The sequence below is a fragment of the Erythrobacter sp. SN021 genome, assembly GCF_021864455.1.
The window spans coordinates 1-15,877 of sequence record NZ_JAKKUW010000001.1; the positions used below are offsets into that span (position 1 = coordinate 1).

The 15,877-nt window shown below is 57.6% G+C and carries 13 protein-coding genes; 10 read left to right on the forward strand and 3 right to left on the reverse strand.

Features of this window, described 5'->3' with window-relative positions:
- The first annotated feature begins 492 nt into the window (after positions 1-492).
- From L5849_RS00005 to L5849_RS00030, 6 genes are all read left to right on the forward strand, one after another.
- Positions 493-711 carry a hypothetical protein gene (locus L5849_RS00005; RefSeq protein WP_236923762.1) on the forward strand — a complete coding sequence of 73 codons (219 nt, stop codon included), beginning with the start codon at positions 493-495 and terminating at the stop codon, positions 709-711.
- A gap of 638 nt (positions 712-1,349) precedes the next feature.
- Positions 1,350-1,652 carry a Calx-beta domain-containing protein gene (locus tag L5849_RS00010; protein ID WP_236923763.1) on the forward strand — a complete coding sequence of 101 codons (303 nt, stop codon included), beginning with the start codon at positions 1,350-1,352 and terminating at the stop codon, positions 1,650-1,652.
- Positions 1,615-6,207 carry an RHS repeat domain-containing protein gene (locus tag L5849_RS00015; protein ID WP_236923764.1) on the forward strand — a complete coding sequence of 1,531 codons (4,593 nt, stop codon included), beginning with the start codon at positions 1,615-1,617 and terminating at the stop codon, positions 6,205-6,207. The genes L5849_RS00010 and L5849_RS00015 overlap by 38 nt, the downstream gene beginning before the upstream one ends.
- Position 6,208: 1 nt before the next feature.
- The gene (locus tag L5849_RS00020) at positions 6,209-6,604 is read left to right on the forward strand and encodes a hypothetical protein (protein WP_236923765.1); all 396 of its coding nucleotides are present in this window, start codon (positions 6,209-6,211) and stop codon (positions 6,602-6,604) included.
- Positions 6,605-7,378: 774 nt separating this feature from the next.
- A complete protein-coding gene (locus L5849_RS00025) occupies positions 7,379-8,668 on the forward strand; it encodes an RHS repeat-associated core domain-containing protein (protein ID WP_236923766.1) in 1,290 nt (429 codons plus the stop codon).
- Positions 8,668-9,078: a hypothetical protein gene (locus tag L5849_RS00030; RefSeq protein WP_236923767.1), complete on the forward strand. Its 411-nt coding sequence runs from the start codon at positions 8,668-8,670 to the stop codon at positions 9,076-9,078. Before L5849_RS00025 ends, L5849_RS00030 begins: the two co-directional genes overlap by 1 nt.
- Before the next feature lie 327 nt (positions 9,079-9,405).
- On the opposite strand, the gene L5849_RS00035 is transcribed toward L5849_RS00030, so the two are convergent.
- Positions 9,406-9,801 (reverse strand): metallopeptidase family protein, encoded by a 396-nt coding sequence (locus L5849_RS00035; protein WP_236923768.1) that lies wholly within the window; start codon positions 9,799-9,801, stop codon positions 9,406-9,408.
- Between the two features lie 92 nt (positions 9,802-9,893).
- On the opposite strand from L5849_RS00035, the gene L5849_RS00040 reads away from it, so the two are divergent.
- The 3 genes from L5849_RS00040 to folE are packed head-to-tail and all read left to right on the forward strand — an operon-like array spanning position 9,894 to position 12,554.
- The gene (locus L5849_RS00040; protein ID WP_236923769.1) at positions 9,894-10,385 is read left to right on the forward strand and encodes a hemerythrin domain-containing protein; all 492 of its coding nucleotides are present in this window, start codon (positions 9,894-9,896) and stop codon (positions 10,383-10,385) included.
- A gap of 19 nt (positions 10,386-10,404) precedes the next feature.
- Positions 10,405-11,946, forward strand: coding sequence for a phospholipase D-like domain-containing protein (locus L5849_RS00045; RefSeq protein ID WP_236923770.1), 1,542 nt, complete (start codon positions 10,405-10,407; stop codon positions 11,944-11,946).
- On the forward strand, positions 11,943-12,554 hold the full coding sequence (gene folE, locus L5849_RS00050) for a GTP cyclohydrolase I FolE (protein WP_236923771.1): 612 nt from the start codon (positions 11,943-11,945) through the stop codon (positions 12,552-12,554). The genes L5849_RS00045 and folE overlap by 4 nt, the downstream gene beginning before the upstream one ends.
- 74 nt (positions 12,555-12,628) lie before the next feature.
- On the opposite strand, the gene L5849_RS00055 is transcribed toward folE, so the two are convergent.
- On the reverse strand, positions 12,629-12,904 hold the full coding sequence (locus L5849_RS00055; protein WP_236923772.1) for a LuxR C-terminal-related transcriptional regulator: 276 nt from the start codon (positions 12,902-12,904) through the stop codon (positions 12,629-12,631).
- Positions 12,905-13,746: 842 nt separating this feature from the next.
- On the reverse strand, positions 13,747-14,226 hold the full coding sequence (locus tag L5849_RS00060; protein WP_236923773.1) for a peroxiredoxin: 480 nt from the start codon (positions 14,224-14,226) through the stop codon (positions 13,747-13,749).
- A gap of 231 nt (positions 14,227-14,457) precedes the next feature.
- Between L5849_RS00060 and ahcY the strand changes: the two genes are divergently transcribed.
- Positions 14,458-15,864 (forward strand): adenosylhomocysteinase, encoded by a 1,407-nt coding sequence (gene ahcY / locus L5849_RS00065; protein WP_236923775.1) that lies wholly within the window; start codon positions 14,458-14,460, stop codon positions 15,862-15,864.
- Positions 15,865-15,877 lie beyond the last annotated feature (13 nt).

The following is a 15,877-nucleotide window of genomic DNA, read 5'->3' on the forward strand; positions in this document are numbered from 1 at the left end:
TGAAGAAGGCGGCGGCGGCGGTCCCCCGCCCCGTTCGCGCGGGCCTTCTGGTCCCCCGTCCGGTCCATTTGGTCCTGGTGGAGGTGGACGTCGCCCGCCGAAAAAAGAAGAGCCGAAAAAGGAGGAGCCGCAGATATGCAAAGATTTGCATAATGCGGCAGCAAGGGCTCGCGACGCTCTGCTAGGTCGAGTTACCGTGCCAAAAGTATGGAATGATCGCGCAGCATTGAGGTTCTTCCAGCTTACATATCAAGACAACCGGCGTGATGGCGGTGTATTGGGTGCGCTGGGAGCTATCGTTGTGTATGCCAACCGCTGGAACCCGGCTGCTCCGACGAAAGGTGCCGTTGAGGCCGGAGGCCGAGCTGGTATGGTTCTCGGTGCCGCCACGTATGCGCACTATGATGCCTACGTAGATGGCATCCAAGATCGGCTCGATCAGCTCAGCTACATCGCCGACGGATCATGCCAAGCTCCGGGTGGGGGTTGAGCATGTCGAGCCAGTTCATCTTTAATGTGATAGCCGCGCTCATCTTCGCGTTCGGCGGCCTGTTCTTCATCCTGAATTACGATCAGGCAGCTGTCGGCCTTCGCATCATATTTGGATTTCTTTCGGCGTTCGGATTCGTGGAACTGGCTTATCTGGTTTGGTCGAATTTACGGAAAGGATCGGCGGGCGGCAGTTCTACTAGCGGAGACCACGAGACCTGAAGCATCTTTCAGCTAATGATACCCTCCATTGACCGCCCCGGCTGAATTACCGGATCACGCCTGTGAAATGGGGAATCTGGCGAGCACACCGTACGCAGCGTGGAGTCCAGTTAATTTCTCCAAAGCAGTGCTTATTGGCTCGGATCCTCACGTAAAGGCGGGAAGTGAACCGAAACCTCCAAGTGCATAGGCTGCCTATCTCATTCAAAATATCAACCGCAATATTGTTATAAGTGACTGGACACACCCTATAGGTGATGAAATACTCCCTGTTTAGAAGTATCGAACAGGGGCGTGGCATCGTGAAGCAACTATTTTTGAGTGTGTCTCTGGCTGCCATCGCCTGCGCAGATGTTGCCTCAGCGCAATCGAGCACCGAGGTTTACGACTACGACGCACTAGGTCGACTGATTTCGGTTGTAACCACTGGTGGCGCGAATGATGGCGATGCGCATGCAATCTGCTATGATGCTGCGGGGAACAGAACGAGTTACGACGCGCGGAGTAACCGGGCGATTCCGGCCTGTGCACAGGGCTCGCTACCACCACCGCCTCCTCCTCCGCCCACTCCCACACCGACGCCTTCTCCGACGCCGTCCATCGCGATCAGCAACGGTAGTGCCGTAGAAGGACGAGCCATGAGTTTTACCGTCACTCTGTCGGCGGCCTCTGGCTCAAGTGTTAGTGTCAATTATGCCAGCGCAAACGGAACGGCGGGTTCAGGCGATTTTACGGCCGTGTCTGGTGCGCTGACCTTTTCGGCTGGGCAGACGAGTAAATCAATTTCCGTATCCACCAAGCAGGACAGTCAAATAGAGGCTAACGAGAGGTTCTATATCAATTTGTCCAATCCTGTCGGCGCAACGATTGCGGACTCACAAGGGGTTGGGACCATCCTCGACGATGATGACGATCCAATGTGTGGCGACTTTTTTTGCTGACAAGCTCACATGGTCTGTGTCGCGAATTGCGGCGAAGCGAGGGCTTAAATCTTCTGATAGCCAGAAGTTACTGAAGTTCGGGGGCAGAGCAGAAATAGATATGAATTTTGCTTTACAATTTGTGACGAAAGTCACGCGTGCGAGGGCTGTTAGCATCTGCGCAGGGATGGCGTTTATGTGCTTGTCGCAAACGGGTTTTGCCCAGGGCGAGCCTATTCCGGAACTCTCGCCGATCGTGATTCAGTCGGACCCGAACGGGGTGAACATCGCAACTGGGCGCGCTACTCCGCAGGTTCCTGCGCTGTCGATACCCGCTGCGCCGCGCTTAAGGTTCGACACCATACAGAACGCAGCGCCATTCTCTAGCGGGAAGGGTGTAGAGGACTGGACGGACTATGGTGCGGGCATATCCGGAACCTATACGGTTCATAAATATGACGGCACATCGGAAACGTTTCATTGTGAAAGCGATGAACTAGATGAGGGGGATCGCTTCCGATTTTGCCATAGTAAAGATAATTCTGGATCGGCGCTGAATTATCCGGGTAGTATATTCACCGAACGTGGCACCGGTGCTATTTATACGTTTGGTTATACAACGCTTTCCTCTCCTGCGAACACCAGTTTATACAAAGAGTGGTACTTTAATCGCTCCGTGACTACGATTGCCTACCCGGACGGGGAGGTTCTTGCTTTTGCTTATGACAGCGCTGGAACCTGTAGTGAGTTTGGCCAAAAGTGTATTCGACCGGTTAGGATATCCACTAATACCGGGTATCACATGACAATTAGCTATCGAGGGCAGAATTTCGGAGATATCGGATGGGGCAAGCCATCAGTGGTTGCGATTTACAGCGATGCCGATCCAAACACTCCGCTTGCCCGATTTACCTACACGGACCAGGGTGCGACCGATCTTGCGGGTCGGTTCTATGCCGGGGTGACGGGAGGCTCACTTGGTCGCCCATTAGAGGGGGCCCAATATACGATGACCCTGCCAGGCGAGACGGGGGCAACGGTAACAGCCCGAAAAAAATCTGGGTACAGTGTGATTGATTCCATAACAGCGGATGAGGTCCGGTATAACTATAGCTATTCGGATATTGAAATCGGAACGGGAAGTAATTATTTTTTCGATAAGGTTACGGTAACGGGGCCACAAGGCTATAGGATGGTCTACGATACCAATGTAACAAATGATCCCAATTGGCTAGGATATTATAACCGTGTCGAAACTGTTACGGATTCACTTAACCGAACCACGCGTTATGAATACGATGGCAATGGTCGATTGGTTTCTTCGGTCTTTCCCGAGGGCAACCGTATCGATTTATCTTATGACGTTAACGGCAGCATCGAAAAAAGAACGGTATCTCCTAAACCCGGTTTGGGGCAAGCTGCAATAACCGAAAAGACCAAGTACAATTATACCGGCGTCAGAAGGCTGGCTACCTCACGATACGGCCTAATTCCCTATTGCCATCAAACCGTCAGGTGCTGGAGGCCGGAATGGACCGAAAATTTTAGAAGTCAGCGTACATATTACGAGTATAATTCGCGCGGCCAATTAACTTCGAGGCTCGAACCGGAAGATAACTCAGGAATACGACGCAAGACCGATGTCGAATATGAGATTCATCCTACAGACTTTATAGATAGATATGGGAACGTCATCGCTCTCACGCGAAAAATTTCCGAACGCGTATGCGACGATAACTCTTCGTGCGCCGATGGCTATGACATCATTACCGAGTACACCTACTGGCGCGATACGTTTCTGCCCGAAACAGTGCGTCAGATAGACCCGGAAGATCCGACAAATTTTCTCGAAACCCGCTATAATTATGACGAGGCTGGGCGGCTGCTTAGCGAGGATGGTCCTCTACCGGGTTCCGACGATGCGGTGCATTATCGTTATGATACCGTCGGCCGTAAGATCATGGAAATCTCACCGGTCGACAGTAACGGCATACGGCTCGCCACGCGCATCACCTATCGCGGCGATGACCAGGTCGAGAAAGTTGAGCAGGGTCGCCTTACCGATTTGACCTCGCTCAATTTCGTAGCCCATGAGCAGGTCGGCACCAGCTATAACAGTCGGCGCCTCGCAACAAAAATTGTGGTCAAGGGCGCGGATAACAAGGCCGTCTCGGTGGTCCAGCAAAACTATGACGGGCTCAATCGCCCACTCTGTTCGGTCCAGCGGATGAACCCCGCGATCTACAGTTCACTGCCGGTGAGCGCATGCACGCTTGGTGCACAGGGTGGCGACGGCCCCGATCGCATCACCAAGACCATCTACGACGCCGCCGGCCAGGTTCTACAGGTCCGCAAGGCGGTCGGCACTTCGATCGAGATTGCCGATGTGACCTATAGCTACACGCGCAATGGCAAGATCGAATATGTCGTCGATGCCAATGGCAACCGGGCCAAGCTGGAATATGACGGGCACGACCGGCAAACCAAGTGGATATTCCCGTCCAAGGCCCGCCCTTCCGCTTTCAATCCCTCGACCCCCGCGACCGCCTTGGCGACAGCCGGACCGATCAATCCCGCCAATTACGAGCAATATGGCTACGACGCCAATGGTAATCGCACTTCGCTGCGCAAGCGCGATGGGAAGAAGATCGCTTACACTTATGACGCGCTGAACCGTGTGACCAAGAAAGACCTGTGCTCAAGCGGGACCGCAAGTTGTTCGGCGATTCCATCCACCCACAGGCGCGATGTGTTCTACGAATACGATCTGCGTGGGCTCCAGACCAAGGCGCGATTCGATAGCCTAACGGGTGCGGGCATCACCTACACCTATGACGGCTTCGGGCGCCTCACGGCCGAGACGCAGAACACCGATGGGATCAGCCGTACGGTATCCTCGCGATACGATGCCAATGGCAACCGCACGCGCGTGACGCATCCGGACGGGCAGTACTGGACGTTCGACTATGACGGCCTCGACCGTGTCATCAGGGTGCGCCAGCAGGGAACCGTGCTGGGCGTGGCGAGCTACAATGCACGGGGCCTTCCGTCGCAAATGGCCTGGACCTATCAGAAGGCCAGCAGCCATGCGAAGACACTGGCCTATGACAGTGCCGGTCGGCTCGGCTCTATCGCGCTCAATCTGCACGGCTCCACGCGCGATGTCAGTTGGAGCTACACGCGCAATCCGGCCTCGCAGATCGTCAGCGAGACGCAGTCGAACGATGCCTATAGCTGGGATGGCCATGTCGATACGACCCGTGCCTACACCACCAACGGTCTCAACCAATACACGGGCGCGGGCAGCGCGGCCTTTTGCTACGATGCCAATGGCAATCTGACTGCCGACGGATCAAGCGTCTACAAATACGATGTCGAGAACCGCTTGATATCCAAAAGAGCGCAGACCAACACCAATTGCTCAGCGCTCTCTTATAGTGGCACGCTACAGGCTGCGTTGCGGTACGATCCTACAGGCCGAGTCTATCAGGTTTCTGGCGGAAGCCTGGGCACGCAAAGGTTCCTTTACGATGGCAATGCGCTGATCGGTGAATACAACAGCGCCGGCACCTTGCGGCGGCGCTATGTCCATGGCCCGAGCATGGAGGCCGACGATCCGCTGATCGTCTATGAGGGCGCGAGCGTGAGCGATGCCTCGCGGCGCTATCTCCACGCCGATCCGCGCGGCTCGATCGTGATGGTGACGAACTATCAGGGCGCCCCGCTCCATACCAACAGCTATGACGAGTACGGCATCCCCGACACCGCTTCGGGCGACGACATCGCCACCAAGGGCCGGTTCCGCTATACCGGCCAGGCCTGGATCCCCGAGCTGGGCATGTATTACTACAAAGCCCGCATCTACTCGCCGACGCTCGGTAGGTTCCTCCAGACCGATCCGATCGGGTATGAGGACCAGTTCAATCTCTACGCCTATGTCGGGAATGATCCGATTAATGGGGTCGATCCGACGGGGCAGGCATGCGTAGCTCTAAATAGCGGCAGTCCTTATTGCGCTCGCGCTCGGAAATATCGTGGCTACGATGCTGCTTTGCGAGGACAAACGCGGTTTTTCTCAGCAGCCGCGCGGACAGTCGAGTTCCTCGCGAACATGGACTACCCGATTGCCGGGCGAATGTTCACCAGCTCGACAACGCGATCACTGCTAGGAGCGATCAGCTCCGGCTTGGAGCGCGCGAACGAAACCGCCGCATTGCGAGTGGCAACGGGCCAGTGGGGCGGTCGAAATCTGGACGCGAGGCTTGTGCACTACGAACAAACTGCAGTTCAGGCGGGTCTCGATTCTTTCGCTCAAAACAACCCCGAAGGCTACGCGAGCGCTATCGGGGAGATCAATGGGTTGCTGAATGGAGGCTTGCTTGAAAGGACTGCGAGTTCTCAGTTTGCTTCTGACAGGAGCTACATGCGAGTGCTAGATGGTGTCAGAGAAGACCTTGGGCGAGATATCGATTTTGCGAACCAGTCTGACCGTGAAGCGATCGGGAATGCTCTGGTCAGAGATGCAAGAAGATCGGGCGCATGTGATCAAACTGGAACTCGTATAAAAAGTTGCTGATATGAATAAGTTCATTGGATACATCATCGCGAAGGCAGCGGAGGTAGTTCTATTTACCGTCGCCCTATTGGTCTACGCAATCGTCCTCTACCCTGACGAGAACCCGGATTGGATCAGGCAGCTCTATCTTTCATTCGCGCTGGTTTTCACGTTCTTCATCGTAAGCCTATATGTTGTGACCAGTTTAGCAGCTCACTTGGCTTTTCAGGATCGCCTGCGCTTTGGATTTTATTGCGTCGGAGCCTATACGCTATCGGCACTCATTTTCCTTGCCCTCAACCCAATCGAGGGCACCGAGAATCTGCTTATTTTCGTCCTTCCGCTTCCGATCGTCTATCTGATCGGAGGGCTCGCAAAGCGACTAGCGCTCAAACTTCGTCCCAAAGTGCCCCGCTAATCCCTTCATTGAACGATCCGGCTCAGTGACCGGATCGCCCCTGCGCAATTTGGGAAGCCTTAGGGCGCACACCGTACACAGCGCCTGCTGTTGATGAAGGTGAGTTAGATCAGCGAGTTACGGCTGATTTTGGCGGATAGCATCTTCTGTGCCGGTTGTGACCCGGTGGCAAATCTGCGGCACAGCACGTGCTAATCGCGCTCCAAGCCGTTGCGATAGCTGACAAATCCTCCGCGCCTCGACTGAGTCACTTTGACCCGCAAGGTTGCGGTGCGCTCCATGCAATCGAGGCGGTGCGGTGGGGTCATGTTCCGCCTGTCAGCGGCCCGTTCCAGGCGAAAAACCACCCCACCTCGCAGCAGTCCGACCGGCTCAGAATCGAGGTCAGCGGTCCAGTCCCTTAAGTAAGCACACCCTACACGGTAGAACCGTGCGTCGTTGCAACGAGATAGCCGCGCAAATCCAGAGGCTTGCGGGCGCGGAGGGCGTGTTCGGAGAAGTTGCAACGGGTTGCAAGATCGCGTGGGCAGCGTGGTTGTTGTGCGATGTCAGTGGCTTGGCGTTGCAAGGGGTTGCAACCGGGCGGTGCGTGGGAGAGCGATTGCAACGGTGATGCGCCGTCCTGATCCAATCGTATTGAGAGCAGCCAAAAGGCTCCGCCTGGGGGCTTGCGGTTTGTCCCGGCCCCTTGTCGTCGTTCCCGCGCTGACTTGCCGCTAGGGAGCGGCTGAGAGGGGATCAGGCGGCGTTGGCGCTCTCCTGTCCGTGTTGTGCGTGGTAGCGGGTAAGCATGGTGTCGATCAGTTCGCTTCCCAGATCGCGTCCGAGACGCAGTCGAACGATGCCTATAGCTGGGATGGCCATGTCGATGCGGTCCGCGCCTACACCACCAACGGTCTCAACCAGTATACTGGCGCCGGGAGCGCGAGCTTCTGCTACGATGCCAATGGCAATCTCACCGCCGACGGGACGAGCGTCTATCTCTACGATGTCGAGAACCGCCTGGTCGAGCGGCGCGTGCAGGGCAGCACCAACACCAACTGCGCCGCGCTATCCTATACCGGCGCGCTCGAGGTTCGGCTGCATTACGATCCGCTCGGGCGGCTCCATCAGGTCAGCGGGGGCAGCCTGGGCACGCAGCGCTTCGTCTATGAAGGCGCGGGGGTGAGCGCTGCCTCGCGGCGCTATCTCCACGCCGATCCGCGCGGCTCGATCGTGATGGTGACGAACTATCAGGGCGCCCCGCTTCATACCAACAGCTACGACGAATACGGCATCCCCGACACCGCCTCGGGCGACGACATCGCCACCAAGGGCCGGTTCCGCTACACCGGCCAAGTGTGGATCCCCGAGCTGGGCATGTATTACTACAAAGCCCGCATCTACTCGCCCACGCTGGGGCGGTTCCTGCAGACCGATCCGATTGGGTATGAGGACCAGTTCAACCTCTATGCCTATGTCGCAAATGATCCGATTAATGGGGTCGATCCGACGGGGATGTGCGAGACGCAGACGGGCAGTAGGATTTGTCAGAGGCTGGACGGCAGTCGAACTAGCGAATCCTACGGGACCGACAAAGGTACGCAGCTATTGCAATCAGAAAGAATTGCTACGACCGATAGCGATGGAAATTCGAATTCGCAGGCGCTCAACGAACGGACTTCTGTATACGCGCAAGCCGCCATTAACTTGACCGAAGCGTCCGATTTTTCGAGAGAGCATGCGGTGACGGTTTCACTCGATGCCGAAGCTGGCGAATATGTATTGCAACTATTCGAAGGACCCGAAGGTGGCTTCTTCAGTCCCGCGTCCGTAGACCCTGGGCTTGCTTCTGGGCAACAGCTTTTACTCGCAGCTCATACCCATACCGGAACCGGTGTGCCTGCGGGGCAAGGTAGTCCCTTCAATGATATTGCCGGGGCAGTCCAAGATCGGAAAATTGTGCAGTCAGGAGCGAGCCCAGGCGATAGAAGCTTTGCACCGCGGATACGGAGTGTGCATCCGAACGCGCGGTTGATGGTCCTGTATCAAGACTTCAATGGTTGGAAATCGGGAGGTTTTTGATGACGGCGAGTACCTTTCTCCCAAGAGCATTTCAAGTTTGCTTCATTACAGGATTGGGGGTCGCCGTTCTGCATTTAGGCTTCGTCTTACTCTCATTCTATCAGGGTGAAGGAGCTCTTTATGCGGGACTCTGCCCAATTATACTTTCCGCGAGTTCCATCTTGTTGATAGCGTCGGTACTGTTGCAGAGGAACCAAAAGGCATTGATAGCAATTGCCTTTTTTGTTTCTTTGTTTGCGGTTGCTCTCGGTGACGTATCCATTGCCAAAGCACTTAATTCGTTGATGAGCGGCTCGGCATCTTTGCTGGACGTGCTTCTCATCGGACTGGGGTTCGGCGTACCGATTATCGGAGCCGGAAGTGCTATATTGCTTCTAATGAACCGTCCTAACGGCTCTCGCGAAGCTTAGATTATTCGTCACTCATCGACGTTGAGAACGATTCCGCATCATCACCGCATCGACCTTCGCAATGGGGAAGCCTTAGGGCGCACACCCTACGCAGCGGCGGTAAATCGCAACTCATTAAATCAACGCCATCAAAATTTCCCAATAATTTGAGTGCCCATTAATGTCATCTCGGGCGCGCCATAAAAGGCCATCCTTCTTCCGGGAGGGTGGCCTTTTATGGTTCCAGGGTAGGGCTGCCGTCCGCGGCGGCACGTCTTTTCGGGCAAGGAAGAGGGCTTCCAGATTCTCGAGCGATGAAAGCAGTCGCGAGCGAGCAGGGGTGTCCGGTCAGTCGGCCTTGTCCTCCAGCCAGTGCATGTCCTCGTCGCTGAAGCCGAAATGGTGGCCGGCTTCGTGTACGACCACGTGGCGGACGAGATCGTCCATGCGCACGCCCGTCTCACGCCATTCGGCAATCAGGGGCTGGCGAAACAACCAAATGCGCGGCGGCAGGCGCCCGCTTTCCCATATCGATCGGTCGGGCAGCGGCTCGCCCTCATACAGGCCGGACAGATGCCAGCGATTGTCGATATCGACCGAGGCAAGTTGCTCCTGCGTGGCGAAATCCTCGACCCGCAGAACGACATCGCCCATCTGCTCGCGGATTTTCGCGGGCAGAGCCGCAAACGCGGCTTCCGCCATCATCTGCATTTGCAATCTGGTGGGGGCTTGTCGGTCGTGCATCTCCTGGCCGACATGGGATCGCCGGGCCAGCGACACAAGATTGGAACCGCACTGCCGGTATCCTGTTCATGTCTCGAAGGAGAAAAAGTTGCATGACCGATGCCACCGAAATTTTCGCGCGCCTGAAGAAGGATCACGACAAGCATCGTGAATTGCTCGACAAGCTACTCGAGACATCGGGCGATAGCGACGAGCGCAAGGCTCTGTTCGAAGAACTTACCAAGGAATTGAAGTCGCACGCCGCTGCCGAAGAACAGGCGCTTTATTCCACCATGCTGAGGAAACCGCCGACGACGGGTGAAACGCGCCATTCGGTTGCGGAACATCACGAAATCGAGGAGGCGCTGAACGATCTCGCCGCCACGGACATGTCGGAAGGCGGCTGGCTTACCAAGTTCAAGAGCTTCGATCATCGCTATCGCCATCATATCGACGAGGAAGAGGACGACCATTTCCCCGACTTCGAGAGGCATCTCGACGAGGAGGATATGCAGCACATGAAATCGGTGTTCGATCGTCGCAAGCAGGAAGAGAAAGCCGATGCCGAGGTGACGCCTGAAAAGAAGGAAGATGCCAAGGAATGATCCCGGCATGGGGAGGGCCGTGACAAAGGCTGAGGCCCCCGATGCCAGCCGGGTCTCCCGTCTGGCGCCGTCGGTTGAGCCGGGGGTGTGGCGCTACGCCTCGGCGTCGCGGGCCAGCGTCATCGTGGACGCGGCGGATTACTTCGCCTTCATGCAGGAGGCGATGCTCAACTCGCGGCGACGCATCCTGCTGATCGGGTGGGATTTCGATACCCGCATCCATCTCCAAAGAGGGCGCCGATGGTGGCAGCGGCCATGGAAGCGGGGATTCCCATCGCGGCTGGGCAGCTTCTTCGCCTGGCTCGCCCGCCACCGTCAACAGCTCGATATCCGCATTCTCAAATGGAGCGTAGGGGCTCTTTCGACCATCGGGCGTGCCTCGATGTGGTGGGATCTGGCCCGATGGGTGCGGCACCGGCGGATCACCTTCAAATTCGACACGGCTCATCCGGTGGGGTGCACTCACCACCAGAAAATCGCGGTGCTCGACAATCAGGTCGCCGTATGCGGCGGTATCGATATCACCGACAAGCGCTGGGATACGCGCGAACATAAGGAAGACGATCCACGACGTAAGACGCCTTGGGGGAGGCCTTACGCGCCGTGGCACGATGCTGCTATGATGATGGAGGGCGACGTCGCCCATGCGCTGGCGGAACTCGGCGAAGACCGTTGGACCTGCGCGGGCGGCGGTTCGCTTCCCGACATCGAAAAAAGGCCGGGAACGCCTTGGCCCGATGCGCTCGCGGTCCAGTTCGAGAATGTCGAAATCGGCATCGCCCGAACCCGGGCGGCCTATCGCGACTGGGACCAGGTCGACGAAATCCAGCAACTCTATCTCGATCAAATCGCGGGTGCGAAGCGCTTCATTTACGCGGAGAGCCAGTACTTCGCGTCACGCGCTGTTGCCGAGGCGATGATCGAACGGCTGAGCGAACCCGATCCGCCCGAGATCGTGATCGTGCATCCGTGCAATGCCGATGGCTGGCTGGAACAACAGGCGATGGACCATGCCCGCGCCGAACTGGTGCGGGCCATCGAAAAAGCGGATGAGAAACGGCGGTTTTCCATCTGGTCGCCCTTCACCGGGGAAACGCCGATCTACGTTCACGCCAAGATCATGATCGTCGACGACGAGATATTGCGCATCGGTTCGGCCAATCTGAACAATCGCTCGATGGGGCTGGACAGCGAATGCGATGTCTTCATCGATTCGAACCGCGACGGTAACGCACATGCGCGTGACGCCATTGCCGCGCTCCGGCGCTCGCTACTGGGCGAGCACTGCGATCTGGAGGAGAAGGAGGTCGGCCAGCTTCTGGCGCGCCACGGTTCGATGGCGGGGCTGATCGATCATGCGCAAGGGGACCGAAAGCGATTTTTGCGGCGCTACCATCCTCCCGAACTCAATGGTGTGAAGCAAACCCTGGCACAAAGCGCCATACTGGACCCGGAAGGGCCGGAAGACATGTTCGAGCCGTTTGCAAAGGGCGGTCTTTTCCGCAAGGGGAGCAGGCTCGCACGCTTTCGCGACAGGTTCAGGAGGATTGAAGAATCGTGAGCAGCCTAGTTGGACCCGACGAGGATGACCCCCGAGGCAAGCCTCCGGTGCCCGAAAATGTTCAGGACGCCATTCGGACACTCATCGAATGGGCCGGCGACGATCCATCGCGCGAGGGTTTGCTCGACACGCCGGCTCGCGTCGCCCGTGCATGGAAGGAATACTGCCTCGGCTATGGCGAGGACCCCGCTTATCATCTCAGCCGCGTCTTCGAAGAAGTCGGCGGGTATAACGAGATCGTTCTGCTCAAAGACATTCCGTTTCAATCGCATTGCGAACATCACATGGCGCCGATCATCGGCAAGGCCGCAATCGCTTATCTGCCCAATGACCGCGTGGTGGGGATTTCGAAACTGGCCCGTGTTCTGCATGGGTATGCGCGCCGTCTGCAGGTGCAGGAACGCCTGACCGCCGAAGTCGCCGATTGTATCTGGGACAACCTCCAGCCGCAGGGCGTGGCGGTGGTGATCGAAGCGGCCCATAGCTGCATGACCGCGCGTGGAGTGCGGACCCCGGGAGTCAGCATGGTAACCAGTCGGATGATGGGCACGTTTCTCGAAGACCAGCGCAGCCGCGAGGAGGTTATGGGCCTGATGGGTTACGGCTGAGGCATTCGCGCAGTCCCGCCTCCCTGTAGAGCAGGGGCACCGCGATGCCCGTTGCCCATGGCTTTCACGCCCGACTAGCCTGGTGGATATGAGCGGGTAAAGGCGAAGGTGGATTCGCTCTCGTCCAGTTTCTGATTGATGAGGACGCGGTAGACGTCCACCGTGCGTACGCTGATATTCAGCCTGGAAGCGATCTCGCGTCCGGTGAAGCCTCCGATAAGAAGTTGAAGAACCTGATTCTCTCGCTCCGACAAGCGTTCTTTCAGGCGCTGCGCGTGTAGATCGGCGGTGGTCCGTTCATACTGGGGCCGGGCCTTTTTCAGACCATCTGCAAAGAATTCGCCATTCATGCGCAGGTCCTTTCAGCTTTTAGGCGCGCAATACGTTCGCCGCCCGGCCGGGGCAGAAAGCCGCGATCTTGCCTTGGTACATCGTCGCCGCTCGCCAACCCCAACCGGATCGGGATCGACCGGAGCGCATGGGTTCTGCAACACCGCCGTCCGCGCGCGAATGGCGGCTTTGGCATCGCATTTATACGCAGCAGGGGGCGTCGCGGCGGCCGCAGGTCGTTTCGCACCCCGAAGACCTTGCCGCTCTGTCTCATGCGCTTGTGAAGCGCTGTCGTGCGCCTCATCGCGCAAGACAAATCGCGCCGGTGTCCCGTTTCGCCGCTTGGGTGCAAGGGGGCGGCGGTTGGGGCATGCGGCGAGCGATATGGTTCGACAGGGAGACTGCCTCCTCCGCCGGCGATGGGCCGGGACGAGTACCGCGTTTCGGCGTGGTGCCGCGTCTGTTTCAGGATCGGCGATGGTACATTCATGACCAGCCTTTTCGACGTCGTGTGCTCAAGCGGAAGTCGAGATCGTCACCCGACCGCCATGCCCACCCGTCACGGTGAACGCTTTCACAACAATATGATTCGGTATTGTAAATTTTCGCCGAATTCCGACACTTTCACTTGATACCGCAATCCATGTCGGAAGAATGGCGTTTGTCTGCCCGATGGACGAGGGGGGTGCATGCGCCCGCCAGTAAGCACCATTGAAAATGGAGCCGCAGAACACTGACCTGTTCCTCGTCGCCCGGCCATCCGGTCGGAGCCATTCAATCCCTTCGGCCCCGCATGACAATTGCCCCGCCAGGCAGGAGCCGGGCGGGGCAATACGATACACAGGTTCGACCTGCCCGGGCGTTATAGCTGGCCCAGCATGTGTTCTGCCGACGAGACCGAGAAATCGCCCGGGGCCTCGACATTGAGCTGCTTCACCACGCCATCTTCGACCACCATCGAATAGCGTTGCCCACGCTTGCCCATGCCGAATCCCGAACCATCCATCGTCAGGCCCACGGCTTCGGCGAACTCGCCATTGCCGTCTGCCAGCATGGTGATGTCGTCGCTACCGGCCGCGCTATTCCAAGCGCCCATGACGAATGCGTCATTGACCGCGGTGGCGACGATTTCGTCCACACCCTTTGCCTTCAGGTCTCCGGCCTTTTCGACATATCCAGGCAAATGGCGCGCCGAACATGTCGGCGTAAAGGCCCCGGGCACCGAAAAAAGTGCAACGGTCTTGCCCTTGAAATAATCGCTCGAACTCACCTGTTCCGGTCCGGCATCGGTTGCCTTGACCAGCGTTACGTCGGGCAGTTTTTCGCCTACCGAAATCGTCATGTTGGAAACTCCGTCTATCCCGTCCGCCGAGTGAGGTAGGATGACAAGTCATGCTAGGCAAGCTCTGCATCGGGGCAGGGATCGTTTGGCCAAGTGGCGCGGTGGGCACGCCCCGTGAGGCGTGCGATAGCGGCTGTTGCCCTCCGTTCACTGAAAGCCTAGGGGCGGCGTCAATAGGGCGGCTGCCCTGTCTTTAGTGCAGCCACCATTCCGAAAGCCGAGGACTACTTCGTGACCGAATTTACCGATTACGTGATCAAGGACATCGCGCTCGCCGATTATGGCCGCGCCGAAATCGCCATTGCAGAAACCGAAATGCCGGGGCTGATGGCCCTGCGCGAGGAATATGCGGAGAAGCCGCTGAAGGGTGCGCGGATCACCGGGTCGCTCCACATGACCATCCAGACCGCCGTGCTGATCGAAACGCTGGTCGCGCTCGGAGCCGATGTCCGCTGGGCTACCTGTAATATTTTCTCGACGCAGGATCATGCTGCTGCCGCCATTGCCGCGCAGGACATTCCGGTGTTCGCGATCAAGGGCGAGAGCCTTGCCGATTACTGGGATTATGTCGGCAGGATATTCGACTGGTCGACCGAGGACGATGCCGACCGCACGGCCAATATCATTCTCGACGATGGTGGCGATGCGACCATGTTCGCCCTGTGGGGCGCGCGCCTCGAGGCGGGCGAGGAACTGCCCGAACCGCAGAATGCCGAAGAAATCGAATTTCAGCGCGCGCTCAGGGCCTTCATTAAGGACAAACCGGGCTATCTGACCAAATCGGTCAGGAACATTGTCGGTGTGTCGGAGGAAACCACGACCGGCGTTCATCGCCTTTATCATCTCGCCCGGCAGGGCAAGCTGCCGTTCCCGGCGATCAATGTGAACGACAGCGTGACCAAGTCGAAGTTCGACAATCTCTACGGCTGCCGCGAATCGCTGGTAGATGCGATCCGCCGCGCGACCGACGTCATGCTGTCGGGCAAGGTCGCCTGCGTCGCCGGTTTCGGCGATGTCGGGAAGGGCAGCGCCCAGTCGCTCCGCAATGGCGGCGCGCGCGTGCTTGTGACCGAAATCGATCCGATCTGCGCATTGCAAGCGGCGATGGACGGTTTCGAAGTGGTGACCATGGAAGAAGCGGTGAAGGTCGCCGACATCTTCTGCACCGCCACGGGTAACGAACACGTCATCACCGCCGAGCACATGAAAGCGATGAAGGACAAGGCGATTGTCTGCAATATCGGCCATTTCGACAGCGAGATCCAGATCTCGGCGCTCGACAATTACGAGTGGAACGAATTGAAGCCGGGCACCGACCTGGTCAAGTTCCCCGACGGGAAGGAAATCATCGTCCTGGGCAAGGGGCGACTGGTGAACCTCTCCTGCGCGACGGGCCATCCCAGCTTCGTGATGAGCTTCAGCTTCACCAACCAGACGCTGGCGCAGATCGAACTGTGGACCAAGGGCGACGAATATCAGAACGACGTGTATGTTCTGCCCAAGCACCTCGACGAAAAGGTCGCTGCGCTGCATCTCGACAAGCTTGGCGTTAAACTTACTCAGCTCAGCCAGAAGCAGGCCGACTACATCGGCGTGCCGGTAGAGGGGCCGTTCAAGCCCGAACATTACCGCTACTGATCGTCGCAAGCGA

Coding starts and splice junctions, on each gene's coding strand:
- L5849_RS00040 (WP_236923769.1), top strand. CDS start 9,894: ATGACCGATGCCACCGAAATTTTCGCGCGCCTGAAGAAGGATCACGAC.
- L5849_RS00030 (WP_236923767.1), top strand. CDS start 8,668: ATGACGGCGAGTACCTTTCTCCCAAGAGCATTTCAAGTTTGCTTCATT.
- L5849_RS00055 (WP_236923772.1), bottom strand. CDS start 12,904: ATGAATGGCGAATTCTTTGCAGATGGTCTGAAAAAGGCCCGGCCCCAG.
- L5849_RS00005 (WP_236923762.1), top strand. CDS start 493: ATGTCGAGCCAGTTCATCTTTAATGTGATAGCCGCGCTCATCTTCGCG.
- L5849_RS00020 (WP_236923765.1), top strand. CDS start 6,209: ATGAATAAGTTCATTGGATACATCATCGCGAAGGCAGCGGAGGTAGTT.
- L5849_RS00035 (WP_236923768.1), bottom strand. CDS start 9,801: ATGCACGACCGACAAGCCCCCACCAGATTGCAAATGCAGATGATGGCG.
- L5849_RS00015 (WP_236923764.1), top strand. CDS start 1,615: ATGATGACGATCCAATGTGTGGCGACTTTTTTTGCTGACAAGCTCACA.
- L5849_RS00010 (WP_236923763.1), top strand. CDS start 1,350: ATGAGTTTTACCGTCACTCTGTCGGCGGCCTCTGGCTCAAGTGTTAGT.
- L5849_RS00060 (WP_236923773.1), bottom strand. CDS start 14,226: ATGACGATTTCGGTAGGCGAAAAACTGCCCGACGTAACGCTGGTCAAG.